This is a genomic window from Streptomyces sp. NPDC020917, assembly GCF_044333795.1.
GTDB lineage: Bacteria > Actinomycetota > Actinomycetes > Streptomycetales > Streptomycetaceae > Actinacidiphila.
In genome coordinates, this window is sequence record NZ_JBIRRR010000027.1 from 1 (window position 1) to 23739 (window position 23739).

The 23739-nt window shown below is 73.1% G+C and carries 18 protein-coding genes and 1 pseudogene; 9 read left to right on the forward strand and 10 right to left on the reverse strand.

The window, feature by feature from the left end:
* Positions 1 to 99 (forward strand): annotated as a pseudogene (locus tag ACH4TG_RS36930) (lactate utilization protein C); the annotation flags it as partial.
* A 7-nt stretch (positions 100 to 106) separates the two neighbouring features.
* On the opposite strand, the gene ACH4TG_RS36935 reads toward ACH4TG_RS36930, so the two are convergent.
* Positions 107 to 1930, reverse strand: a complete 1824-nt coding sequence (locus ACH4TG_RS36935) for an ABC transporter ATP-binding protein (protein WP_398247065.1) — start codon at positions 1928 to 1930, stop codon at positions 107 to 109.
* Positions 1931 to 2058: 128 nt separating this feature from the next.
* Here ACH4TG_RS36935 and ACH4TG_RS36940 point away from each other — a divergent pair, with 128 nt between their 5' ends.
* A complete protein-coding gene (locus ACH4TG_RS36940; RefSeq protein ID WP_398247066.1) occupies positions 2059 to 2571 on the forward strand; it encodes a MarR family winged helix-turn-helix transcriptional regulator in 513 nt (170 codons plus the stop codon).
* A gap of 85 nt (positions 2572 to 2656) precedes the next feature.
* Here the strand turns inward: ACH4TG_RS36940 and mscL are convergent, their stop codons facing one another.
* The 3 genes from mscL to ACH4TG_RS36955 form a co-directional block, all read right to left on the reverse strand.
* Positions 2657 to 3109 carry a large conductance mechanosensitive channel protein MscL gene (gene mscL, locus ACH4TG_RS36945; RefSeq protein ID WP_398247067.1) on the reverse strand — a complete coding sequence of 151 codons (453 nt, stop codon included), beginning with the start codon at positions 3107 to 3109 and terminating at the stop codon, positions 2657 to 2659.
* 113 nt (positions 3110 to 3222) lie between these two features.
* Positions 3223 to 4962: a carbohydrate-binding module family 20 domain-containing protein gene (locus ACH4TG_RS36950; protein WP_398247068.1), complete on the reverse strand. Its 1740-nt coding sequence runs from the start codon at positions 4960 to 4962 to the stop codon at positions 3223 to 3225.
* Positions 4963 to 5180: 218 nt separating this feature from the next.
* The gene (locus tag ACH4TG_RS36955; protein WP_398247069.1) at positions 5181 to 5930 is read right to left on the reverse strand and encodes a hypothetical protein; all 750 of its coding nucleotides are present in this window, start codon (positions 5928 to 5930) and stop codon (positions 5181 to 5183) included.
* Between the two features lie 260 nt (positions 5931 to 6190).
* Between ACH4TG_RS36955 and ACH4TG_RS36960 the strand changes: the two genes are divergently transcribed.
* Together ACH4TG_RS36960 and ACH4TG_RS36965 are read left to right on the forward strand one after the other, a co-directional pair.
* Complete coding sequence (locus ACH4TG_RS36960) at positions 6191 to 8110, forward strand: ABC transporter transmembrane domain-containing protein (protein ID WP_398247070.1); 1920 nt, start codon at positions 6191 to 6193, stop codon at positions 8108 to 8110.
* The gene (locus ACH4TG_RS36965; protein ID WP_398247071.1) at positions 8107 to 9888 is read left to right on the forward strand and encodes an ABC transporter ATP-binding protein; all 1782 of its coding nucleotides are present in this window, start codon (positions 8107 to 8109) and stop codon (positions 9886 to 9888) included. Before ACH4TG_RS36960 ends, ACH4TG_RS36965 begins: the two co-directional genes overlap by 4 nt.
* A gap of 78 nt (positions 9889 to 9966) precedes the next feature.
* Here the strand turns inward: ACH4TG_RS36965 and ACH4TG_RS36970 are convergent, their stop codons facing one another.
* Positions 9967 to 10761: a metal-dependent hydrolase gene (locus ACH4TG_RS36970; RefSeq protein ID WP_398247072.1), complete on the reverse strand. Its 795-nt coding sequence runs from the start codon at positions 10759 to 10761 to the stop codon at positions 9967 to 9969.
* 135 nt (positions 10762 to 10896) lie between these two features.
* On the opposite strand from ACH4TG_RS36970, the gene ACH4TG_RS36975 reads away from it, so the two are divergent.
* The gene (locus ACH4TG_RS36975) at positions 10897 to 13410 is read left to right on the forward strand and encodes a DEAD/DEAH box helicase (protein WP_398247073.1); all 2514 of its coding nucleotides are present in this window, start codon (positions 10897 to 10899) and stop codon (positions 13408 to 13410) included.
* On the opposite strand, the gene ACH4TG_RS36980 is transcribed toward ACH4TG_RS36975, so the two are convergent.
* The 3 genes from ACH4TG_RS36980 to ACH4TG_RS36990 all read right to left on the reverse strand — a co-directional run bounded on the left by ACH4TG_RS36980 (position 13317) and on the right by ACH4TG_RS36990 (position 15493).
* Positions 13317 to 14546 carry a DUF6397 family protein gene (locus tag ACH4TG_RS36980; protein ID WP_398247074.1) on the reverse strand — a complete coding sequence of 410 codons (1230 nt, stop codon included), beginning with the start codon at positions 14544 to 14546 and terminating at the stop codon, positions 13317 to 13319. The genes ACH4TG_RS36975 and ACH4TG_RS36980 overlap by 94 nt on opposite strands.
* Positions 14547 to 14653: 107 nt before the next feature.
* Positions 14654 to 15040, reverse strand: a complete 387-nt coding sequence (locus tag ACH4TG_RS36985) for a roadblock/LC7 domain-containing protein (protein WP_398247075.1) — start codon at positions 15038 to 15040, stop codon at positions 14654 to 14656.
* A 117-nt stretch (positions 15041 to 15157) separates the two neighbouring features.
* Positions 15158 to 15493, reverse strand: coding sequence for a YnfA family protein (locus ACH4TG_RS36990; protein ID WP_398247076.1), 336 nt, complete (start codon positions 15491 to 15493; stop codon positions 15158 to 15160).
* A 13-nt stretch (positions 15494 to 15506) separates the two neighbouring features.
* Between ACH4TG_RS36990 and ACH4TG_RS36995 the strand changes: the two genes are divergently transcribed.
* Positions 15507 to 16115 carry a class I SAM-dependent methyltransferase gene (locus ACH4TG_RS36995; RefSeq protein WP_398247077.1) on the forward strand — a complete coding sequence of 203 codons (609 nt, stop codon included), beginning with the start codon at positions 15507 to 15509 and terminating at the stop codon, positions 16113 to 16115.
* On the opposite strand, the gene ACH4TG_RS37000 is transcribed toward ACH4TG_RS36995, so the two are convergent.
* Complete coding sequence (locus tag ACH4TG_RS37000) at positions 16102 to 16872, reverse strand: alpha/beta fold hydrolase (protein WP_398247078.1); 771 nt, start codon at positions 16870 to 16872, stop codon at positions 16102 to 16104. The two genes, ACH4TG_RS36995 and ACH4TG_RS37000, sit on opposite strands and share 14 nt — an antisense overlap.
* A 119-nt stretch (positions 16873 to 16991) precedes the next feature.
* Between ACH4TG_RS37000 and ACH4TG_RS37005 the strand changes: the two genes are divergently transcribed.
* Both ACH4TG_RS37005 and ACH4TG_RS37010 read left to right on the forward strand, forming a co-directional pair.
* Positions 16992 to 17522, forward strand: a complete 531-nt coding sequence (locus ACH4TG_RS37005; protein WP_398247079.1) for a PadR family transcriptional regulator — start codon at positions 16992 to 16994, stop codon at positions 17520 to 17522.
* Positions 17523 to 17672: 150 nt separating this feature from the next.
* On the forward strand, positions 17673 to 18779 hold the full coding sequence (locus ACH4TG_RS37010) for a hypothetical protein (RefSeq protein WP_398247080.1): 1107 nt from the start codon (positions 17673 to 17675) through the stop codon (positions 18777 to 18779).
* Between the two features lie 195 nt (positions 18780 to 18974).
* Here the strand turns inward: ACH4TG_RS37010 and ACH4TG_RS37015 are convergent, their stop codons facing one another.
* Positions 18975 to 20354, reverse strand: coding sequence for an FAD-dependent oxidoreductase (locus ACH4TG_RS37015; RefSeq protein ID WP_398247081.1), 1380 nt, complete (start codon positions 20352 to 20354; stop codon positions 18975 to 18977).
* A 287-nt stretch (positions 20355 to 20641) separates the two neighbouring features.
* Between ACH4TG_RS37015 and ACH4TG_RS37020 the strand changes: the two genes are divergently transcribed.
* Positions 20642 to 23659 (forward strand): carbohydrate binding domain-containing protein, encoded by a 3018-nt coding sequence (locus ACH4TG_RS37020; protein ID WP_398247082.1) that lies wholly within the window; start codon positions 20642 to 20644, stop codon positions 23657 to 23659.
* Positions 23660 to 23739: the final 80 nt, after the last annotated feature.

Consider the following 23739-nt stretch of genomic DNA (forward strand, 5'->3'; position numbering starts at 1 on the left):
TGGATCAGCGGCCCCTCCGCCACCAGCGACATCGAACTCGACCGCGTCGAAGGCGTCCACGGACCCCGCACCCTCGACGCCATCATCACCACCCCCTGAACGACCCCTACGAGGCCGTGGCGGGGGCAGTGGCGAGGAGGGTGTCGCGGCGCACGAGTGCGGCGTACCGGCCGTCCAGGGCCACAAGTTCGTCGTGGGTGCCGCGTTCCATGATCTGTCCGGCGTCCAGGACCACGATCTGGTCGGCGTCGCGGACGGTGGACAGGCGGTGCGCGATGGTGAGGGTGGTGCGGCCGGCGGAGAGGGCGTCGATGGCCTGCTGGACAGCCGCCTCGGTCCGGGTGTCCAGCGCGCTGGTGGCCTCGTCGAGGATGAGGACCGGCGGGTCGCGCAGGATGGTGCGCGCTATGGCGAGCCGCTGCTTCTCGCCGCCGGAGAAGCGGTAGCCGCGCTCGCCGACGAGGGTGTCGTAGCCGTCGGGCAGGGACGCGATGTGGTCGTCGATCTGCGCGGCGCGCGCGGCGGCCCGGATCTCCTCGTCCGTGGCGTCCGGCTTGGCGAAGCGCAGGTTCTCGGCGACGGAGGCGTGGAAGAGGTAGGTCTCCTGGGAGACCACGCCGACCGCGGCGGCGAGGGTGTCGAAGGTCAGGTCGCGTACGTCGGTCCCGTCGAGCGTGACCCGGCCGCTTGTCACGTCGTACAGCCGCGGCACCAGGTAGCTGAGGGTGCTCTTGCCCGAGCCGGTCGCACCGACCACGGCGAGGCTGCTGCCCGCGGGCAGGTCGATGTCGATGCCCTGGAGGGTGGGCGCGCCGGTCTCGTCGTAGGAGAAGTCGACGTTCTCGAAGCGGACGTCACCGCGGACCCGCTCGATCCGCACGGCGTCGGGCTTCTCGGTGATGTCGACGGGCAGGTCGAGGTACTCGAAGATGCGCTGGAACAGCGCGAGCGAGGTCTGCACCTGCACGCCGGTGGCCAGCAGCGAGACGGTGGGCCGGAACATGCCCTGCTGCAGCGAGACGAAGGCGACGAGCGTGCCGATGGAGATCGACGAGCCGCCGTGGCCGGTGGTCAGTCCGGCCGCCCAGTACAGCAGCGCGGGCATGGCCGACATGACGATGCCGATCACGGCCATCCGCCAGCGGCCCTGCATGTTGGAGCGCACCTCGAGGTCGACGAGGCGCTCGGACTCGGTGGAGAAGTCGCGGGCCAGGGACTCGCCGCGGCCCATGGTGCGGCCGAGCAGGATGCCGCTGACCGAGAGGGACTCGGTGACGATCGCGGACATCGCCGCCATCTGCTTCTGGCGCTCGGTGGTGATCTTCTTGCGTTCGCGGCCGACCTTGCGGGCGACCCAGACGAACACCGGGAGCAGCAGCAGGGAGACCACGGTCAGCCGCCAGTCGAGGGCGACCATGGCGACCACGGAGGCGATCACCGCGGTGGCGTTGGAGACCAGCGAGGTCGCGGTGGAGGTGACGGTGGCCTGCATCCCGCCGATGTCGTTGGCGATGCGCGACTGCACCTCACCGGTGCGGGTCCTGGTGAAGAACGCGAGCGACATGCGCTGCAGCCGCTCGTAGACGGCGGTGCGCAGGTCGTGCATGACCCGCTGGCCGACAGTGGTGGAGATCAGCGTCTGGAGCACGCCGAAGACACCGTTGGCGACGGCGGTGGCGATCATGCCGAGGGCGAGCAGGCTGAGCAGCCCGGTGCGGCCCTGCGGGATCGCGGTGTCGAGGATCGCCTTCAGCAGGAACGGCGAGGCGACCGAGACGAGGGAGGACAGGCCGACGAGGATGCCGACGACGGTGAGGCGCCCGCGGTACGGGCGGAACAGCCGCATGATCCGGCGGACGTCGGTGGGGGTGGCGGGCTTTTTCTTGTTCGGTGGGGTCCACCGGGAGGCGAGATCGTTTTCGGGGCGCAAAGGACTCCTTGGGCATGCGGGGCCCCAGCCGCGCGCCGATGTCCGGGCGCGCCGGGGTCAGGACATTGGGAGTGTAGTTCATTGTTACCTATACTCACAATGAACCTTTGTCCTGATACCCTCGGAGCATGGATACGCCCACCCTCCCGCCGGCCGTCGCACCCGTTCCGGCCGAGGCCGCAGAGCGGCCCGAGGAGCGTCCCGACGAGGTGACCGCGCGGCTCGCCGACCAGCTGCTCGGCCTCAGCCGGCGGCTGCACCGCGCTCAGCGCCGCCTGATGGAACCGCTGGGTGTCACCCCGGCGCAGTCCCGGCTGCTGCGCGCCCTCGCGCACTGCACCGAGCCGCCCCGGATGGCCGACCTCGCGCAGCGCCTGGAGGTGGTGCCGCGCGCGGTGACGAGCCTGGTCGACGCACTGGAGGAGCGCGGGCTGGTGCGGCGGGTGCCGGATCCGGACAACCGCCGGGTGATCCGCATCGAGCTGCGCGACGAGGGCGCCCGCGTGCTGCGGGATCTGCGCCAGGCCCGGCGCACCGCGGCCGCCGAACTGCTCTCCCCGCTCGACGACGGCCAGCGGGCGGCGCTGACCGCGCTGCTGGCCGTGCTCGACGAGGAGGAGCCGCACCCCGGCCGGAGCTGACCCGGCCGGGCGGGCACTCGCCCCGGGCCTCCCGCCTGCGCGAGAGCGCTCGAAGCCGCCCTGCCCGGCGAGGAAGCGCCGACCGCTACTTGGAGAGGTTCGCGCGCTCGTCGACCGGGCCACCCTGCGCGACGACGGTCGGGGCGAGCTGGCTGGTGCAGGCGCTGCAGCGCTTGGCGGCGGCCGGCACCGCGGTCAGGCACTCGGGGCACTCGCGCACGGGCGCGTTCGCGGCCTTGGGGAAGAACCGCGCCTGCATCTTGTTCATCGGCATCACCACCAGGAAGTAGATCACCGCGGCCACGATCACGAAGCTGATCACCGCGTCGATGAACACCCCGTAGGGGAACGTCACGCCGGACGCGCGGAACGACTTGGCGCTGAAGTCGCCGGTCGCACCGCTGGCCAGGCCGACGACAGGCGTCAGGAACGCCTTGACGAAAGCCGTCACCAGTGCGGTGAAGGCCGCACCGATGACGATGCCGACGGCGAGGTCGACGACGTTGCCGCGGAGCAGAAATGCCCGGAAGCCCTTCATGGGTGGGGGTCCCCTCTGTGGTCAAGAATCTTGAGCGGCCAACAGCATGCCAACTCCGCCACAGAGGGGCCAATCCGGTGTGCCCTCGGTCACACTTTCTGCTGATTCGTGGCTCAGTTCCGCCAGGTGTCGTTCAGTACGACCTTGCCCGAACTCGGTACGGTGGCCGTCCGGTTGGCACCGGATTCCCAGGTGACCGCGCCGCTTGCGTCCTTCCGGATGTACTTGTACTGAAAGGCGGTGCCGGCGGGCATCGCCACGTCGGCCTTCCACACCGGGTAGCCGGCCGACGACAGCGGCACGGCCTGGGAGGTGTCCCAGCCGCCGAGCGCGCCCGCGTCGCCCGAGACGAAGATGTTCTGGCCGAACACGGTCGTCGCGTTGACGGCGAAGGACGCGCCGGCCGACGGGTCGGGCGTCCCGCTGCCCCCGTCCGTTCCGGTGGTCCCGCTGCCGGTCCCGGAGCACGGCGCGCCGACGTAGAGGGCGACCGCGTCGCCCGCGCCGACCGTGGCGGTGAACTTGCCGTCGGAGCCGACGGTGTACGTGGCGCCGCTGTGCTGCACGTCGCAGTAGGTGCCGGCGGGCAGCGAGGTGGTGAACGTCTGGGTCAGCGCGCCGCTCTCGTGGTTGATCGCCACGTAGCCCTTGCTGCCGCGGCCGAAGGCGATGGCGTTGTTGCCGTTGTCCCACCAGTTGGTCACGCCGGTGCCGGCCACCGCGTTGTGGAAGCCGACCATGCCGGCGATCTGCGGCCAGGCGTGCTGGCACTTCCAGCCGTCGCTGTAGCAGGCGTTGACGGTGCCGCCGTTGGGCGGGCCGGCGTCGTTGTCGGAGAACTCGTAGCCGGAGTAGACGTTCGGCGAGCCGTAGTTCCAGGCCAGCAGGTAGACGTTGGCCAGGGTGTAGGTGTTGCCGTACTTGTAGTTGAGGGTGGAGCCGTTGCGCTCGGTGTCCCAGTTGTCCACGAACGTACGGGAGTTGGCACTGGGCAGGTAACCGGCGCCCCAGGAGGGGCCCCAGGTGCTGAGGTAGGCGAGCTTCTCGCTGCTGAAGATCCGCTTGAGGTCGTAGGCGCCCTGGAAGAGGTCGACGTCGCCGGTGCCGGTGTACTCGGTGGGCTGCACCGCCTCGCCCGCGCCGTAGATGACCTCCTGGGCCCAGAAGACGCCCGGGTTGGTGAGCTTGGCCTTGATCGCGGCGAGGTCGCCGTCCGCGATGTGCTTGGCCGCGTCGACGCGGAAGCCGTCGACGCCCAGCGCGATCAGGTGGTTGAGGTAGCCGGCGATCGTGCCGCGCACGTAGTCGCTGCCGGTGTCGAGGTCGGCGAGCCCGCTCAGCTCGCAGTTCTGCACGTTGTCGCGGTTGGTGTAGTCGCTGATATTCGTCCGGCAGCTGTGGAAGTCCTGGTCCTGGTAGTAGCCGGGGTAGTTGTACTTGGTGTAGCTGCTGCCGCCGGTGCCGGTGCCGGAGCCCGCCGACATGTGGTTGATCACCGCGTCGGCGATGACCTTGACGCCCGCCGCGTGGCAGGTGTTCACCATGTTCTGGAACGAGGTGGCGTCGCCGAGCCGGCCGGCGATCTTGTAGCTGACGGGCTGGTAGGACGTCCACCACTGGGAGCCCTGGATGTGCTCCTCGGGCGGGGAGACCTCGACGTAGCCGTAGCCGTCGGGGCCGAGGGTGCTGGTGCACGCCTGGGCCACCGAGTCGAACTTCCACTCAAAAAGGGTCGCGGTCACGTCCTTGCCGCCCGGCGGGGCGGCCTGCGCCGGGTGCTGGGCGGAGACGGCGATCAGGCCGGCCGAGGCGAGCAGTGCGGCCAGCGCGCCATTGACGACGCGGGATCTCATGGGCGGCTCCTTCGGAAGGCGGGCAGCATGCTGCCCTCGAAGGCAGCCACGCGCCTGGCCGCCGGTGGGGGAAGGGAGCCCGGTCCGTCGGGCTCCGCCGAGGAGCTTCCCGCCGTGGGCGCGTACGCGTCAATACGCGGACGGAAGAAGTTTCGTGCGCTTTCTGCAAACTCTTTCGGCCGGCGCTCTCCCGGTGACCGGCGCCTGGTGACGTCCCGTCAGGCCGCCAGGTGCGCGGTGTCGCCCATCACCACGACCGGGTGGGCGGACGGCTGCAGGGTGTTCAGCAGGTAGCGCAGGGCGTCCTTGGACACCGTCACGCAGGCCGAGGTGCCCACGCCGTGGTCCAGGTGGATCCAGATGCCGCCGCCGCGGGACTGGCCGAGCGGGCGGGTGGGGTCGCTGGGCGAGGTGCCGACCACCCGGTTGTAGTCGATGGCGATGACGTAGTCGAAGTCGTGGTGGTAGCTCTTCGGCCAGGACGCGGGCGTGGTGAACGCCGTCGACTGGTGGTAGGGCAGCCGCGAGCCGGGGTCGGGCAGCAGGCCGCCCGCGTCGTGCAGGGTGAAGACGCCGATCGGGCTCTTCAGGTCGCCCTCGTGGTGCTGGAGTGTCCAGCCGTGGATGGCGTTGTGCGACGGCCAGCTGGGCCCGCGGTGCCAGACGCCGCCACTGCGGGTGAACAGGGTCACGGTGGACTTCGAGTGGTCCGGGTTCGCGCCGTAGACGACCAGCGCCTGCCGGGCCGTCGCCGGGACCTGGGCCGTCAACCGCGGGCCCACGCCCGGCAGGGTGCGGGTGTCGTCGGCGGGAGCGGCGTGCGAGCCGCCCGACCGCCCGCCCGGGGAGGAGGCGGAAGCGTGCGCGGCGCCCGAGCCGGCCTTGCCGCCGCAACCGGCGAGCAGCAGCGCGCACACCGCCGTGGCCGCGTACACCGCCTTGCGCGCGGCACCCATCGTCCGTCCCATTTCCGAACCTCCCGCGGGCCGTCCCCGGCACGTCCCTTCCGTCACACGAACGTATCGCGGGCGATGGCGCGTTCCGTCCCGGGGCGCCGGAAAACCTGTTGACCCGGTCCCGCCGACGCGCGAACCTTGCACGGCTCCTGACCGCTCCCGTCAGGGTTCCTCCGCATTTGCCGCAGTCCGGCGGACGGATCCCGATGTGCCGACCGCGTTCGCGCGGTGTCCCCGTGCCGGTCCCGCCCTCGCAGAGATCCCAGGACCTCATGCCGTCCCTCCGAAGTCTTCCGTTCCCCGACCCCGGCGTGCCCGACGTCCGCTCCGGGTTCCGCTTCCTGCTCTGGCTGGAGATCCGCCAGTGGCGGGGGCAGGCGGCCGCCGCTGCCTGGGGCACCCTCCATCTGGCGGCCGTCGCGAGCTTCCCGGCCACCGTGGGCATGGCCGTGCAGGCCGTCGTCGACCGCTCGGGTACCAAGCTGGCTCTGGCCGGCGGCCTGATGCTGCTGCTCGGTGTCCTGACGGCCGTCGGCGACACGATGCTGCACCGCACCGCGGTGACCAACTGGATCTCCGCCGCCGCCCGCGTCCAGCAGTTGCTCGCCCGCAAGACCGTCGCGCTGGGCTCGGTGCTCACCCGGCGGGTGGCGGCCGGCGAGGTGGTGGCGGTCAGCACCGGCGACGTCGAGAAGATCGGCTGGTTCGTGGAGGCGCTGGCCCGCTTCACCTCCGCGCTGCTGGCCACCGTCGGGATCGCCGTGGCGCTGCTGGTCTACCAGCCCAGGCTCGGGCTGCTGGTGGCGGCCGCGGTGCCGGTGCTGGCCCTGGCCGTGCTGCCGCTGCTGCCGGCCGCGACGCGACGCGCCGACCTGCAGCGGGAGAAGGCCGGCCGGGCCACCGAGCTGGCCTCCGACACCGTCGCGGGGCTGCGCGTGCTGCGCGGCATCGGCGGCGAGGAGCTGTTCCTGGACCGGTACCGCCGGGCCTCCCAGGAGGTGCGGACCGCCGCCGTGCGCAGCGCCCGGATGTGGGCGCTGATCTCCGCGGTCCAGGTGGCGCTGCCGGGACTGCTGCTGGTCGGCGTGGCCTGGTACGGGGTGCGGCTCGCCCTCGACGGCCGCATCTCGGTGGGCGAACTGGTCACCGTGTACGGCGCGGTGGGCTTCCTGATGCTGCCGCTGCGCAACTTCCAGGAGATCGCCATGGCCTGGTCGTTCTCCCGCCCCTCGGCCAAACGGGCGGCGCGGGTGCTGGGCCTGGAGCGGTCCGCCGGGGAGGCCGGGCAGGCCGGCGCACCCGGGCATGCCGGCTCGGCCGGAGAGGCCGGGGGGAGCGCCGCGCGGACGGCCGCCGGCGACGGCGCGCCGCCAGCCGGTGACCTCCGTGAACTCCGTGAACTCCACGACCCCGTCACGGGGTTGACCGCTCCCGCCGGACTGCTCACCGCCGTGGTCTGCGGCGACCCGGACGCGGCCGGCCGGCTCGCGGACCGGCTGGGCGGCCACAGCCCGCAGGCCGCCGGCGAGGCGTCCGCCGAACTCGGCGGGCAGCCGCTCGACGCCCTGCCGCTGGCCGCGGCCAGGAGCACGGTGCTGGTCCAGGACAAGGACCCGGTGCTGCTGTCCGGCACCCTCGCCGAGCTGCTCGACGTGCCCTCCTCGGGGCGGGTCGACGCCGGCGCCGCCCTCGCCGCGGCCCAGTGCCAGGACGTGCTCGACGCCCTCGTGCAGTCCCTTGCCGGCCCCGACGCGGAGACCGGCGACCCGATGCGGGCGCGGATCACCGAGCGGGGCCGCTCGCTGTCCGGCGGCCAGCGGCAGCGCCTGGCGCTGGCCCGCTCGCTGGTCACCGACCCCGAGGTGCTGGTCCTGGACGAGCCGACGTCGGCGGTCGACGCGCACACCGAGGCGCGGATCGCCCGCGGCCTGCACGAGATCAGGGCCGGGCGCACCACGGTGGTGCTCACCTCCAGCCCGCTGGTGCTGGACCGGGCCGACCTCGTGGTGTTCGTCGACGAGGGCAGGGCGGCGGCCGGCGGCCGCCATCTGGACCTGCTGCACACCAACCCGCGCTACCGGGCCGTGGTGACCCGCGAGACCGAGGCGGAGGCGGCCGCCGCCGTGCCGCCGCAGCCGGGGCCGGCGGCACCCGGCGCCCGTACCACCCCACCGATGGAGGAGTCCGCATGATCGGCGTGCGACCGCCGGAGTACGACCCGGCCGCGCCGCAGCAGAGCACCACCCTGCCGGTGGGCTCGCCGGCCACGGTCCGCGCCTACGTGCGCGACCTGGTCCGGCGGCACCGGCGGGACTTCGGGCTGCTGATGGGCGCGAACACCGTCGCCGTGGTCGCGTCCATGGTCGGCCCGTACCTGCTGGGCGGCATGGTGCAGGACCTGTCGACCGGCCACCGGGACATCCGTCTCGGCCCGATCGTCTGGCTGTTCGTGGCCGCGCTGGTGGTACAGGCGTTCTTCGTGCGGCTGGAGCAGCTGCGCGGCGCGGTGCTGGGCGAGCGGATGCTGGCCGACCTGCGCGAGGACTTCCTGGTCCGCTCGGTGGCGCTGCCGCCCGGCGTGCTGGAGCGGGCCGGCACCGGCGACCTGCTGTCGCGGATCACCACGGACGTGGATCGGCTGTCCAACGCGATGCGCGAGGCGGTGCCGCAGCTGGTGATCGCCGTGGTGTGGACGGTGCTGCTGCTGGGCGCGCTGACCTTCACCGCGCCGCCGCTGGCGCTGGCCGTGCTGGTCGCGGTGCCGCTGCTGGTGGCGGGCTGCCGGTGGTACTTCCGGCGGGCGCCGCAGGCGTACCGCTCGGAGGCCGCCGGGTACGCGGCGGTCGCCGCGGTGCTCGCCGAGTCGGTGGACGCCGGCCGCACCATCGAGGCGCACGGCCTGGGCGACCGCCGCGAGGACCTGTCGCGGCTGCGCATCCGGCAGTGGGTGGCGTGGGAGCGGTACACGATGTGGCTGCGCAGCGTGCTGTTCCCGGTGATCAACCTGACCCACACGGTGATCCTGGCCGCCGTGCTGATGATCGGCGGCGCCATGGCCCTCAACGGCTGGGTCACCGCGGGCGAGCTGACCACCGGCGCGCTGTACGCGCAGATGCTCGTGGACCCGGTGAACCTGATCCTGCGCTGGTACGACGAGCTGCAGGTGGCGCAGGTGTCGCTGGCCCGCCTGGTGGGGGTGCGCGAGGTCGCCGAGGACGACGGCGACGCGTCCCTCGCCCCGGACGGCCGGCACGTCGCCGCGCAGAAGGTGCGGTTCGGCTACCGCGCGGGCAGCGACGTGCTGCACGACGTGACGCTCAGCGTCGCTCCGGGGACCCGGCTGGCGCTGGTCGGCCCGTCGGGTGCGGGCAAGTCCACGCTCGGGCGGCTGCTGGCCGGCATCTACGCGCCGCGGGTGGGCGAGGTGACGCTCGGCGGCGCGGAGCTGGCCCGGATGCCCGCCGAGCGGGTCCGCTCGCACGTGGCCCTGGTCAACCAGGAGCACCATGTGTTCGTCGGCTCGCTGCGGGACAACCTGCGGCTGGCGCGCGCCGGGGCGACCGACGACGAGCTGTGGGCGGCGCTGGCCGCGGTCGACGCCGACGACTGGGCCCGCGCCCTGGACGGCGGGCTCGACACCGAGGTGGGTTCCGGCGGTTCGGTGCTGACCCCGGCCCAGGCGCAGCAGCTCGCGCTGGCCCGGCTGGTGCTGGCCGACCCGCACACCCTGGTGCTGGACGAGGCCACCTCGCTGCTCGACCCGCGGGCCGCCCGCCATCTGGAACGGTCGCTGTCGCGGGTGCTGGACGGCCGGACCGTGGTGGCCATCGCGCACCGCCTGCACACCGCGCACGACGCGGACGTGATCGCGGTGGTCGAGGACGGCCGGATCAGCGAGCTGGGCAGCCACCACCAGCTGGTCGCCGCCGGCGGTGCCTACGCGGCGCTGTGGCGGTCCTGGCACGGATAGCCGTCCGCTGCGGGCCCTCACCGGGCCCGCCCTCACCCGGTCCGGGCCCCCCGCGGGCGCGGACCGGGTCGCGGGGTCTCAGCCCAGGATGCCCAGCGCGCCGAGCGCGCTCGCCCCGCCGATGATGAAGAACGCCGGCGTCAGCACCTTCAGCTCGACCCAGCTGCCGGCCCGGAACCGCATGAACTTCGGCGGCCCCAGCGGGTACCAGCGCTTGCGGGCTATCGGGATCGGCCACAGGATCGGGCAGCCCGAGACGGTGATCGCGTCGCCCACGCAGTGCACCAGCGCCCCCAGGATGATGGGCAGGCCGATCCACATGTAGTGCTGGCCGGGCTGGGTGAACAGCCACGCCTTGCCGTTGCCCGGGTCGTCCAGCACTTCGGCGAGCACCCAGGCGCTGAAGGCGCCGAGCAGCCACACGATCACATGGCTGGAGGCCCTGGCCGCCCGCCACAGCAGGCCCTCCACCGCCAGCACCATGTGGACGAAGAGGATCGCCAGCACCGCCCAGCGCCCGCCGTAGACCGCCGCCGCCGAGCAGCCGGTGCCGATCAGCGCGGCCCACACCGCGGTGTGGGTCAGCGTGCGGTGCCCGCCCGTGCGGCGCGGGTCGTGCCTGCCGCGGGTCGCGTTGTAGGTGGCGTGCGCGATGGCGTCGATGATCTTGCACGCGGCCTTCGACAGCGGACCGAAGGAGTGGGAGATCGTCGCGGCATGGTGGTCCAGGTCCGGGGCGAGGGCCGCGCCCGAGCTGATCAGCGCACCGACCACGAGTGTCGGCCAGGGCATCGGGTGGCCCACTCCCGCGGCCACGGCTCCCGCACCCATCCAGGCAGCCGCTCCGGACAGTGAGTGCGCAGGTCCCATCATGGTGGTGCTCAGCCCCCCTATACCGCCGTCCTGAGGCGGAGTTGACGCATCGTTGAGCGCACACCCTACCGTTGGTGATCACGGTCCTCGTCGTCCGGTTCCGCCACCGCGGCCGGGGGCGGGCAAGATGGAGGGGTGACCCTTATCGATCAGCTGCCGTCCGACGCCGACCCCGATGCCCTCTTCGAAGCCTTCTCGACGTGGGCCGAGGGGCAGGGCATCACCCTGTACCCGGCCCAGGAGGAGGCGCTGATCGAGGTGGTCTCGGGCGCGAACGTGATCCTGTCCACCCCGACCGGGTCGGGAAAGAGCCTGGTCGCGGCGGGTGCGCACTTCGCCGCCCTGGCCCGGGACGACGTCACCTTCTACACCGCGCCGATCAAGGCGCTGGTCTCGGAGAAGTTCTTCGACCTGTGCAAGCTCTTCGGCACCGAGAACGTCGGCATGCTCACCGGCGACGCGTCGGTGAACCCGGACGCGCCGGTGATCTGCTGCACCGCGGAGGTGCTGGCCTCGATCGCGCTGCGCGACGGCAGGAGCGCGGACGTCGGCCAGGTCGTCATGGACGAGTTCCACTTCTATGCCGAACCGGATCGCGGGTGGGCCTGGCAGATCCCGCTGCTGGAGCTGCCGCAGGCGCAGTTCCTGCTGATGTCGGCGACGCTCGGTGACGTCTCCCGGTTCGAGGAGGACCTGAAGCGGCGCACCGGGCGGCCCACCGCGGTCGTCCGGTCCGCGAGCCGGCCGGTGCCGCTGAGCTACGAGTACCGGACGACGACGCTGACCGAGACCCTCACCGAACTGCTGGAGACCCGGCAGTCCCCCGTCTACATCGTGCACTTCACCCAGGCCGCCGCCGTGGAGCGGGCGCAGGCGCTGATGAGCATCAACATGTGCACGCGGGCGGAGAAGGACGCCATCGCCGACCTCATCGGCAACTTCCGGTTCACCACCGCCTTCGGGCGCAATCTGTCGCGATTCGTGCGGCACGGCATCGGCGTGCACCACGCGGGGATGCTGCCGAAGTACCGGCGGCTGGTGGAGAAGCTCGCCCAGGCCGGGCTGCTGAAGGTGATCTGCGGCACCGACACCCTGGGGGTGGGCGTCAACGTCCCCATCCGCACGGTGCTGTTCACCGCGCTGACCAAGTACGACGGGCAGCGGGTGCGGGTGCTGCGGGCCCGCGAGTTCCACCAGATCGCCGGCCGGGCCGGGCGGGCCGGCTTCGACACCGCCGGCTTCGTGGTGGCGCAGGCCCCCGAGCACGTCGTCGAGAACGAGCGGGCGCTGGCCAAGGCCGGCGACGACCCGAAGAAGCGCCGCAAGGTGGTCCGCAAGAAGGCGCCCGAGGGCTTCGTCAACTGGTCGCAGGCGACCTTCGAGAAGCTGATCGGTTCCGAGCCGGAGCCGCTGACCTCCCGCTTCCGCGTCACCCACGCCATGCTGCTGTCGGTGATCGCCCGGCCGGGCAACGCCTTCGACGCGATGCGCCGGCTGCTGGAGGACAACCACGAGGACCGCCGCTCCCAGCTGCGCCACATCCGCCGCGCCATCGCGATCTACCGCTCGCTGCTGGACGGCGGCGTGGTGGAGCGCCTCGACGAGCCGGACGCCGAGGGCCGGATCGTCCGGCTGACCGTCGACCTGCAGCAGGACTTCGCGCTGAACCAGCCGCTGTCGACCTTCGCGCTGGCCTCCTTCGACCTGCTCGACCCCGACTCCCCCTCCTACGCGCTGGACATGGTGTCCGTGGTGGAGTCCACGCTCGACGACCCGCGGCAGATCCTCGCCGCGCAGCAGAACCGGGCCCGCGGGGACGCGGTGGCCGCGATGAAGGCCGACGGGGTCGAGTACGAGGAGCGGATGGAGCGGCTGCAGGACATCTCCTACCCCAAGCCGATGGAGGAGCTGCTGCTGCACGCCTACGGGCTGTACCGCAAGAGCCACCCGTGGGTCGGCGACCACCCGCTGTCGCCGAAGTCCGTGGTGCGGGACATGTACGAACGCGCCATGACCTTCTCGGAGTTCGTCTCGTACTACGAGCTGGCCAGGACCGAGGGGATCGTGCTCCGCTATCTGGCCGGCGCCTACAAGGCGCTGGAGCACACGGTGCCCGACGACCTGAAGTCCGAGGACTTCCAGGACCTGACGGCCTGGCTGGGCGAGCTGGTCCGGCAGGTCGACTCCAGCCTGCTCGACGAGTGGGAGCAGCTGGCCAACCCCGAGGAGGAGAGCGCCGAGGAGGCCGCCGAGCGGGCCGACCAGGTCAAGCCGGTCACCTCCAACGCCCGTGCCTTCCGGGTGCTGGTCCGCAACGCGCTCTTCCGCCGGGTCGAGCTGGCCGCACTGGAGAAGTACGCGGAACTGGGCGGGCTGGACGCGGACGCCGGCTGGGACGCGGACGCCTGGGCGGACGCCATGGACGCGTACTGGGACGAGTACGACGACCTGGGCACCGGTCCGGACGCGCGCGGCCCGAAGCTGCTGCAGATCGAGGAGGATGCCGCGCACGGCCTGTGGCGGGTCCGGCAGACCTTCGCGGATCCGGCCGGCGATCACGGCTGGGGCATTTCCGCCGAGGTCGACCTGGCGGCCTCCGACGAGGAGGGCCGCGCGGTGATCCGGCTGACGGACGTCGGCGAACTCTGACCGGGACGCGCCGGGCCGCCCGGTGACCGCCGCCCCAGGAGCCTGCGCAACCCGCGGCGCATCGGCGAGGCGGCGGCCACCGGCCCGGCGACGGCCACCGGTACCGGGTCCGGCACCGGTGAGGGATCCGGCACGTACCGCGGAACGGATGCGCGCCCCGGGCCACGGGTCGGCCCCGGCCCAAACCTGCGCGCCGCTTCTTCGACGGCTTCCTCTGGACGCGCGGCCTCGGCTGCGACCGGCGAAGGCGAAGAGCGGGGCACGGGCTGCCCGGTGCGGGCCCGGCCCAGGGCCTCGGCCAGTGCGACCAGGCCGGCCGCGATCTCGTCCGGCGCGTCCGCGGTGGTGATCGACCTGACCTGCTCCGGTGTCGCCCGCCCCGGCCGTCCCGGGGGCAGTGCGGTCCGCAGCCCGTGCAGCCGGGCCCGCTCGCAGGGATCGGGAACCGCTTCCGCTGCGATCTCAGGTCCGAGCAGCGCGGCCCACACCGCCGCCTCCTCCCACGCGTCGGCGGCGTCCCGCACCAGTTGCCGGGTGCGGCGGGCCCGCCAGCCGCGGGCGCGCTGGTCGGCGCCGTCCGCGGCCTCCCGCAGAGCTGCAGGCAGCCGCCCGGCCAGCACGCCGCGGTTCTCCGCGGCGAACTCCGCGGCCTCCCTTGCCAGATACAGCCACACCACGGCCCGGTACTGGTTGACATACCAGCGCACCGGGCGGACGCAGCCGGCTCGGGCGAGGCGGACGAACCGGTCGCGGCCGATGCCCATCGCCTCCGCGGCGCCCTCGCTGCTCACCAGGCGCAGCCGGTCCAGAAGGGTCTCCGGATAGCCCCGCGTCGCACGCACCCGGGTCAGTTCGGACCGCGGCACCTTCCACACGCCGGGCCCGCAGACCACGGTGCGCACCTCGCCCACCTGCAACGCGACCTCGAACTCGTCGTAGTCCAGGTCGAGTTCGTCGCGAGCCTTGCTCAGTGGCAGCAACTCCCGCCCGTCCGCCGCGGACCCGTCCCGGCGCACCCGGCGCACCCCGCGCCCCTGGGCCCTCCGCCGGGCCGCCTCCTCGACGACGCCTGTGACCGCGCCCCCGACCGCGCCCTTGGCCGTGCCATTCGCCGCGCCCTTGACCGTCTTCGTCATCATCACTCCCCCGCATCGATTCGCTCACTGACAGTGACGAATCTAGCGCGGCGACGAGACGGCCGTCGGCGGCCCTGTGGATAACTCCCGGCCGGCGAACGCCCTGGCTACCCGCGCGGCGCGACCCCGAGGTGCTCCCCGACCTGGTGCACCAGCCGCGTCATCTCGTACGCGACCTGGCCGATGTCGGCCTCCATACCGCTGAGCACGGACAGGCAGCTGCCGTCGCCCGCAGCGGTGACGAACAGGAAGCCCTCGTCGAACTCGACCATCGTCTGCCGGACGCCGCCGGTGCCGAACTGGCGCCCGGCGCCCTTGGCGAGGCTGTGGAAGCCGGAGGAGACGGCCGCCAGATGCTCGGCCGTGGAGCGGTCGAGCTCCGTGCTCGCGCCGGTGACCAGCCCGTCGTTCGACAGCACGAGCGCGTGCCGGACATGGGGCACGCGCTTGGTCAGGTCGTCGAGCAGCCACGCGAGCCCGTTGCTCACCGTCATCGCCCACCTCCGCTTCCCGCTGCGGTAGGCAGCCTCGTACGTCCGCCGCGCCACGGCAACCCCCACCCCTGCGCGCGGGGGCCCGCACCGCCCCGTATCGCAATCAACCGTCGGTTTTCAGCCTCCGCGCGGGGCGTACATGATGACGCCCACGCCGACCAGGCACACCGCGGCGCCGATGACGTCGAACCGGTCGGGCCGGTAACCGTCCGCGACCACACCCCACAGCAGGGACCCGGCGACGAACACCCCGCCGTAGGCGGCGAGGATCCTGCCGAACTGGGCGTCCGGTTGGAGCGTGGCCACGAACCCGTAGAGCCCCAGCGCGACGATCCCCGCGCCGATCCAGGCCAGTCCGCGGTGCTCGCGCACACCCTGCCAGATCAGCCAGGCGCCGCCGATCTCCAGGAAGGCGGCGAGGACGAACAGGGCGACGGAACGCAGGGTGAGCATGTCACCATGATGCATGGCCAGGAGAACGCGTGATCGCCGGGAGACCAGGGAGTTCTTCGCCGCCAGGGCGGTCGGCTGGGAGACCCGGTACCCCGACGACGTCCCCGCGTACGCCGCGGCCGTCGGCGAGCTGGGACTGCACACCGGGGACCGGGCGCTGGACGCGGGCTGCGGGACGGCCCGCGCGATGCCGCTGCTGCGCGCGGCGGTGGGACCGTCCGGCACGGTCGTCGGCGTCGACGTGACGCCCGAGATGCTGCACGAGGCCGCGCATCTGGGGCGCGGCGCGGACGGCGCCCTCGTCGAGGCGGAGGGCGGGCAACTGCCTTTGCGCGACGGCGCCTTCGACGCGGTGTTCGCCGCGGGCCTGGTCAACCATCTGCCCGACCCCGCCGCCGGGCTCCGCGAACTCGCCCGCGTCACCCTGCCCGGCGGGCGGCTCGCCCTGTTCCACCCGCTGGGCCGCGCGGCCCTGGCCGCCCGCCGCGGCCACGAACTGGAGCCCGACGACGTGCGGGCCCAGCCCCAGATCGGCCGGATCCTCGCGGCGACGGGCTGGGAACTCGCCCTGTTCGACGACTCCGACGAGCGGTACCTGGCCCTGGCGGTCAGAGCGCGCTGACCGGCGCCCCGATCACCGCTGCATACACGGCCGGGTTGTCGAACATCGGGCAGTGCCCCGCGCCCGGCACGGTCACGACGTCCACGCCGGCCGCCTCCAGACCCGCGCGATCGAGCCCGTCCTCCCCCGTCGACTCGCCCACCAGGTAGGTGCGGGGGATCGTCAGGGACTGCAGCATGACGCGCATCGTCGGCTCGGTGCCGCGCGCCAGACCGGTCGCCGAGCGGTGCAGCGCCAGCGGGTCCGCTAGCCGCATGGTGGCCGCCCAGAGCCAGCCGACCCGTTCCAGGGTCGCCTCGAAGCCGCCGCCGTGCACGAACTCCTCCTCCGTCCAGGCGGCGATCGCGCTGCTGCCGGCCGTGACCGGCGGGTTCGGGTCGAGGTTGGCCTCGGCGAGCACCAAGCGCGAGACCAGCTCCGGGCGGCGGTGGGCCAGCACGACGGCCACCGCGCCTCCCATGCTGTGCCCCACCACCTCCGCGCCGCGCACCCCGGCCGCGTCCAGCACCGCGGCGACCGCGCCCGCGTGCTCCTCCAGCGAGTAGCCGAAGTCCGCCGGGCGGTCGCTGATACCGAAGCCCGGCAGGTCGACGAAGAGGGTGCGGCGGCCCGCCAGGCGCGGGTCGACGCTCAGATGCGCCGTGTAGTGCGCCGAGGCGGCGCCCAGACCGTGCACGTGGACCCGGGCCGGGCCGTCCCCCGCCGCCTCCGTCCACCGGATGAACGCCCCCGCCGGGCCGAATTCCGTCTGCCGCATACCTGCCGCCCCTTCACCGTGGTCCCCGCCCCCGCTCCCCGGGGGCCGCGACGCCACCATACATCGATACCAAAGTATGTCGTCAACGAGGTACACCGCGGCTGGGACACAATGGGCGCATGCTGGAACTCGCGATCCTCGGCTTCCTCCACGAGGCCCCCCTGCACGGCTACGAGTTGCGCCGGCGCATCGCCGCGCTGAGCGGGCACGTCAAACCGGTGGCGGAGAGCACGCTCTACCCGGCGATCAAGCGGATGGAGAACGCCGGGCTGCTGCGCCGTGAGCCGCAGCCGGGAGCGGCGGCCGCCCCGCGCCACGTGCTGAGCCTCACCGACGAGGGGCGCGCGGAGCTGCGCCGCCGGCTGGCCGACCCGGCGCAGAACGACCTCACCGACGAGAACCGCTGGTTCACCGTGCTCGCCTTCCTGCGCCACCTCGCGGACCCGGCGGCCCAGGCGGCGGTGCTGCGCCGCCGGCTGGCGTTCCTGGAGGAGCCGTCGAGCTTCTTCTACGACGGCGACCGCCCGATGCGCGCCGAGGACGTGGACGACCCGTTCCGGCAGGGCGTCCTGACCATCGCCCGGGCCACCAGCGCGGCCGAACTGCGCTGGCTGCGCGAGACGTTGGCGGTGCTCGACGCCGCCGCGTGAGGGAGGCCGGCACCGGGCAGAGGCGATGGAGACGGCGTAGAGGTGCGGTGAAGGCCGGACCGACCGGATTTCCTCCCTCCGCAGACTCTCGACGCGACGGTTACCCGCTGGTTAAGGTGCGCGGACCGGTACGACTTTGGGAGACGAGGGATGGCCGCGGCCGAGACCCCGCAGGACGACGACGCGCTCTTCGTGCTGACCGCTGCGCTGCTGACGCCGGGCCAGTACCCGGGTGTGCTGGGCGACGACTACCCGTCGGCCTGCGCCGGGCTCGGCCTCGCGCCGGACGAGGCCGGCTACGGGCTGGTCTTCGGGCAGGACGGCACCGGAGCGCGGTGGACGGTGGCGACCACGGACGCGTGGATGGTCGCGTGCGCCCTGGCCGCGTGGGACTGCGGCCTGGAGTACGACCTCTCGCCGGACGAGAGCAGCATCACCGCGTCGCTGCCCGGCTGGCCGCTGCCGGTCGCCGTGTGCGTACCGGGCATCCCCGCCCCCTTCGACCCCGACGAGGAGACCGGCGGCGGTCCGGCCCTCGCCCCGCCGGACCCCACCCGCTGGGGCCCGGCCCAACGGCGGCTCGGCGCGGACGAGATCGCGATCCACTGGCGGGAGTGGCGCGACGAGTTCGGCGCTCCCGGCGAGGCCGCGGACGCCGCCCCGCCCACCGGCGGCAACGCCACTCCGACGCCGGCGGGGACGCCTGGGCCCACCGCACCCGCGGCCGGGGGGACGGCCGACTCAGACCCGGTGGACGCCGCGGGCGCGGCTCCCGGCCCGGACGGCACGGACTCCGGCACCACGGACAGCGGCACCGCGGACTCCGGCACCGCGGACTCCGGCACCGCGGACTCCGGCTCCACAGACGGCGACACCACCGCCGCCGCGCCCGAGCCGCCCGCCGATGGCCCGACGTCCGACGCCGCCGCCGGGTCCTCCGCCGGCGCGGCCGAACCGGCCGAACCGGCCGGCCCGCGGCCCATCTCGCACACCGGCGTGCGCGGTGTCCTGGCGGCCGCCGAGGAGTACGTGCGCACGCCCCCGCCGCCCGGCCGCGTGCGCCTGGCCTACGGCTCGGTGCGGGCCGACGGACCCGGCTGGAGCCTGGTCGGCAGGGCCGACGACATGGCCTTCGTCCTGCTGGACGACGCACCTGGGGAGATCCTGCCGGTCGGCCGCGGGCCGTCCCTGCCCGTCCTGATGGAGGCCCTGGGCAGACTGGCCGCTCCCGCCACGGCAGCCGCCGCGACATCCTGACGGGCTAGGCCGCCCCGCCCATCCGGCCGCCGCCTCCCCGGCGCACGCTGGGGCCGCCCCGACCGTTCCCGCCGCGCTGCCCCTGCTCCGGCCGCCGCCTCCGCCGCGCACGCCTCGGCCGGCCCGGCCGATCCGGCCGCGGCCCGAGGGGGCCGCCCGCGGAAGCCGCCCACCAGCCGTGCCCCGCACGCCACTTCACCCCCGGCGCAGGTCCGCCGCCACCGCGTCCGCGGCCTTGCGGGCCGCGACCAGCACGGGGTCCCAGACCGGGGAGAAGGGCGGCGCGTACCCGAGGTCCAGGTCGATCATCTGGTCCACGGTCATGCCCGCGGTGAGGGCGACGGCGCCGACGTCGACCCGCTTGGCCGCGCCCTCCCGGCCGACGATCTGGAGGCCGAGCAGCCGCCCGGTGCCTCGTTCCGCGATCATCTTGACCGTCATCAGACCGGCGTCGGGGTAGTACCCGGCGCGGCTGGTGGACTCGACGACCGCCGTCACGAACCGCAGGCCGGCGGCGCGGGCCTGGGACTCCTTCAGCCCGGTCCTGGCGATCTCCACCTCGCAGACCTTGCTCACCGCGGTGCCCACGACCCCGGGGAAGGTGGCGTACCCACCGCCGATGTTGGTGCCGATGATCCGGCCGTGCTTATTGGCGTGGGTGCCGAGCGGCACGTGCTGCTCGGCGCCGGAGACCAGGTTCAGCACCTCCACGCAGTCCCCGCCGGCCCACAGCCGCTCGCAGCCGCGGACCCGCATGGCGCGGTCGGTGAGCAGGCCGCCGGCCGCGCCGAGCGGCAGGCCGGCGGCGCGCGCGAGGTCGGTGGAGGGACGCACGCCGAGGCCCAGGACCACGAGGTCGGCCGGGTACTCGGCGCCGTCGGTGGCGACCGCCCGCACCCGGCCGTCCGGGCCGGTGAGCACCTCGCGGACCGCGGCGCCGGAGGCGACCGGTACGCCGAGCCCCTCCAGTTCTTCGCGGACCAGGCGCCCCATGTCGGGGTCCAGGGTGCTCATCGGCTGGTCGTTGCGGTCGACGAGGGTGACCTCCAGGCCGTGCCGCAGCATCGCCTCGGCCATCTCCACGCCGATGTAGCCGCCGCCGACCACCACCGCGCGCCGCACCCCGCCGCGGTCGAGGGCGGCCAGTGCCGCCTCGCCGTCGTCGAGCGTCTGCACGCCGAGGACTCCGGGGGCGTCGATGCCGGGCAGCGGCGGACGGATCGGCACCGCGCCGGTGCCGATCACCAGGTGGTCGTAGGAGGTCCACTCCTCGCGGCCGTCGGCGTCCCGGCTGCGCACCCGGCCGCGGGCCGGGTCGATCTCGGTCACCTCGGTGCCCAGCCGCAGCGCGATCCCGCGCTCGCGGTGCTCGGCGGCCGTCCTGGCGACGAGGGCGTCGGGGCCGGAGACGGTGCCGCCGATCCAGTACGGGATGCCGCAGGCGGAGTAGGAGGTGTGGCGGCCGCGTTCGAAGGCGACGATCTCCAGGTCGCCCTCGGGCCTGCGGCGGCGGGCCTGGGAGGCGGCCGACATCCCCGCGGCGTCGCCGCCGATGACCACCAGACGTTCCGTCATGTCCCGCGGCTTCCCTTCGTGTACGGGCCGCCGTCCGGGGGCGCACGGGCGGCCGTGCACGCTGCGGGGCACGTCCGGCCCGTACCTCCGTGTCCCTCCGGCACTCTACGTGCGGCGCCGCGCCCCTCCCTGTGAGAACCCTTTACGGCATCCGTGTGTCCCAGTACCCTCACGAAGGTTCTTGCAGCAACTTGCGCAAGAAATACGGCTGTTCGTTCCGTGGCGCGCGGACAGGACGGCATCCCCGCACCGGCCGCACCCCGCGGCCCCGTCCGAGGAGTCCCCCCATGCATCTCCCGACGCGCCACCGCACCCGGCACCGGCCCCGCGCCGCGACCGCCGTCCTCGTCCTCGTCACCGGCCTGCTGGCCGCGCTGCTGCCGGCGCTCGCCACCGGTCCGGCGCACGCCGAGGCGGCCGCCTCGAACACCGCAACCGTCTTCTATTCGACCGCCTCCGCCGGCTGGCCCGCGTACAACCTGCACTGGGCGCCGGACGGCGGCAGCTGGACGTCGGTGCCCGGCGTTCCGATGGACGCCGCGTGCACCGGCTGGGTGGAGAAGACCGTCGACCTCGGCGCCGCCACCACCTGGCAGGCCACCTTCAACAACGGCCAGGGCACGTGGGACAACAACGGCGGCCACAACTACGCCCTGGGCACGGGCACCATCACCGTCAAGGACGGGGTGGTCGCGCACAGCGACCCGTGCGCGGGCGGCACGACCGACCCGCCGCCGGCCGCCACGTCGGCGACCGTGTTCTACTCCACCGCCACCGTCGGCTGGACGACCGTCAACCTGCACTACGCGCCGACCGGCAAGGCGTGGACGACCGTGCCCGGGGTGGGCATGGAGCCGGCCTGCGCGGGCTGGGTGAAGAAGACCGTGGACCTGCAGGGCGCGACCGGGCTGGCCGCCACCTTCAACAACGGCAACGGCGTCTGGGACAACAACAACGGCGCCAACTACGCGCTGTCCGCCGGGACCAGCACCGTCAAGGACACCGAGGTGACGGCCGGAGCCGCCGATCCGTGCGCCGCCGTGGTGCCCGACACCACCCCGCCGACGCGGCCCTCGGCGGTGCGCGCCACCGCCACGGACACCTCGGTGGTGCTCTCCTGGGACCCGTCGACCGACGACACGGGGGTCACCGGTTACCGGGTGACCCGCACCGGCGGCACCAAGGGGACGGTGGTCACCAGCGTGGCCTCCACCGTCTTCACCGAGTCGGGGCTGGAGGCGCTGACCGCCTACACGTACACCGTCGTCGCGCTGGACGCGGCGGGCAACGTCTCCGACGCGTCGGCGCCGGTCACCGCGACGACGGGCAGCGCGCCGCCGCCCGCTGCGCCGGGGACGATGCTCGGCACCGACCCGCGCAAGGACCCGATCTACTTCGTGCTCACCGCCCGCTTCTACGACGGTGACACCTCCAACGACCGCGGCGGCAACCAGGACGTGGCGTCCGGCAACGCCGCCAACCACGACCCCATGTTCCGCGGCGACTTCAAGGGCCTGGTCCAGAAGCTGGACTACATCAAGGCCCTGGGCTTCTCGGCGATCTGGATCACGCCGGTGGTGCTCAACCGCAGCGACTACGACTACCACGGCTACCACGGCTGGGACTTCTACCGGGTGGACCCGCGGCTGGAGTCGGCGGGCGCGTCGTACCAGGACCTGATCAACGCGGCGCACGCCAAGGGCATCAAGATCTACCAGGACGTCGTCTACAACCACAGCTCGCGCTGGGGCGCCAAGGGCCTGTTCGTGCCGACGGTGTACGGCGTACGGGACGCGCAGTGGTCCTGGTACTACGACCAGCCCGAGGACGGCTTCGCGTACGACGGGCTGACCGTCGACCCGCAGACCGGCAAGTCCTACTACAACGGCGACCTGTGGTCGACCGCGGAGCCGGCCGGCAACACCTGCATGAACTGGGGCAAGCCGACGGGGCAGAAGAGCCCCGAGGGCTACACGCTCTACAACTGCCAGTGGCCGAGCCCGACATCGGGCATGTTCCCGGCGAAGTACTACCACCAGTGCTGGATCGGCAACTGGGAGGGCGAGGACTCCCGTTCGTGCTGGCTCGCCGACGACCTCGCGGACTTCAACACCGAGAACCCGGAGGTCCAGAACTACCTGATCGGCGCCTACGACAAGTACATCGACATGGGCGTCGACGGATTCCGGGTCGACACCGCCGTGCACGTCCCGCGGGTCACCTGGAACCGCCGCTTCCTTCCGGCGATCCAGCAGCGGGTGCTCCAGGACTGGGGGCCGGCCAAGGCGCAGGACTTCTTCGTCTTCGGCGAGGTCGGCGCGTTCGTCAACGACAAGTGGAACCGCGGCTCGGTCAACCACTCGGCGCAGTTCTACACCTGGAAGGAGCGCCGTGAGTACACCTCCGACGACGTCCAGGCGGCGCTCGACCAGTACACCTACGAGGAGCAGTTGGGCACCGGCAACCAGCCGACGTCCACCAACGCGTTCCTCGACGGCAACGCCTACCACACCCCGGACCACAGCCAGTTCTCCGGGATGAACATCATCGACATGCGCATGCACATGAACTTCGGCGACGCGCACAACGCGTTCTCCAACGGCAAGGACTCCGACGACTCCGTCAACGACGCCACCTACAACGTGGTGTACGTCGACAGCCACGACTACGGGCCCAACAAGTCGAGCGTGCGCTACACCGGCGGGCAGGACGCGTGGGCGGAGAACATGGCGCTGATGTGGACGTTCCGCGGGATCCCGACGCTCTACTACGGGTCGGAGATCCAGTTCCAGGCGGGGAAGACGATCGACTGCGGGCCCAGCTGCCCGCTGGCGACGACCGGCCGGGCGTACTACGGCGACCATCTCGAAGGGACGGTGACCGCACCGGACTTCTCCGTGGTCGGCAGCGCCACCGGCGAGGTGGCGAACACGCTCGCGCAGCCGCTGGTCAAGCACCTGCAGCGGCTGAACCAGATCCGCCGGGCCGTCCCGGCCCTGCAGATGGGCCAGTACAGCACCGACGGGGTGAGCGGCGGCGGCATGTCGTTCAAGCGCCGCTACACTGACGCCGCCTCGGGCGTGGACAGCTTCGCACTGGTGACGGTGACCGACGCGGCGACGTTCAGCGGCGTCCCCGACGGCCGGTACGTGGACGCGGTCACCGGTGACGTGCGGACGGTGACCGGCGGCACGCTGTCGGTCGCGGCACCCGGCAAGGGCGACATGCGGGTGTACGTGCTGGACCTGGGCGGCGCCAACGCCGCACCGGGGAAGGTCGGCACCGACGGGCCCTATCTGAAGTAGCGCGCCCCGCGCGCGTACGGGGCGTGAGCAGAGCCCGCGCGCACGCCTCGCGCCCGTCCGGCCGGCGGGCGGGCGCGAGG

Bases quoted from the DNA above. Each gene is read 5' to 3' on its own strand.
- ACH4TG_RS36965 (WP_398247071.1), top strand. From the start codon at position 8,107: ATGATCGGCGTGCGACCGCCGGAGTACGACCCGGCCGCGCCGCAGCAG.
- ACH4TG_RS36950 (WP_398247068.1), bottom strand. From the start codon at position 4,962: ATGAGATCCCGCGTCGTCAATGGCGCGCTGGCCGCACTGCTCGCCTCG.
- ACH4TG_RS36990 (WP_398247076.1), bottom strand. From the start codon at position 15,493: ATGCTCACCCTGCGTTCCGTCGCCCTGTTCGTCCTCGCCGCCTTCCTG.
- ACH4TG_RS37000 (WP_398247078.1), bottom strand. From the start codon at position 16,872: ATGCGGCAGACGGAATTCGGCCCGGCGGGGGCGTTCATCCGGTGGACG.
- ACH4TG_RS36960 (WP_398247070.1), top strand. From the start codon at position 6,191: ATGCCGTCCCTCCGAAGTCTTCCGTTCCCCGACCCCGGCGTGCCCGAC.
- ACH4TG_RS36955 (WP_398247069.1), bottom strand. From the start codon at position 5,930: ATGGGACGGACGATGGGTGCCGCGCGCAAGGCGGTGTACGCGGCCACG.
- ACH4TG_RS36995 (WP_398247077.1), top strand. From the start codon at position 15,507: ATGGCCAGGAGAACGCGTGATCGCCGGGAGACCAGGGAGTTCTTCGCC.
- ACH4TG_RS36980 (WP_398247074.1), bottom strand. From the start codon at position 14,546: ATGACGAAGACGGTCAAGGGCGCGGCGAATGGCACGGCCAAGGGCGCG.
- ACH4TG_RS37015 (WP_398247081.1), bottom strand. From the start codon at position 20,354: ATGACGGAACGTCTGGTGGTCATCGGCGGCGACGCCGCGGGGATGTCG.
- ACH4TG_RS36940 (WP_398247066.1), top strand. From the start codon at position 2,059: ATGGATACGCCCACCCTCCCGCCGGCCGTCGCACCCGTTCCGGCCGAG.
- ACH4TG_RS37005 (WP_398247079.1), top strand. From the start codon at position 16,992: ATGCTGGAACTCGCGATCCTCGGCTTCCTCCACGAGGCCCCCCTGCAC.
- ACH4TG_RS37020 (WP_398247082.1), top strand. From the start codon at position 20,642: ATGCATCTCCCGACGCGCCACCGCACCCGGCACCGGCCCCGCGCCGCG.
- ACH4TG_RS36970 (WP_398247072.1), bottom strand. From the start codon at position 10,761: ATGATGGGACCTGCGCACTCACTGTCCGGAGCGGCTGCCTGGATGGGT.
- ACH4TG_RS36985 (WP_398247075.1), bottom strand. From the start codon at position 15,040: ATGACGGTGAGCAACGGGCTCGCGTGGCTGCTCGACGACCTGACCAAG.
- ACH4TG_RS37010 (WP_398247080.1), top strand. From the start codon at position 17,673: ATGGCCGCGGCCGAGACCCCGCAGGACGACGACGCGCTCTTCGTGCTG.
- mscL (WP_398247067.1), bottom strand. From the start codon at position 3,109: ATGAAGGGCTTCCGGGCATTTCTGCTCCGCGGCAACGTCGTCGACCTC.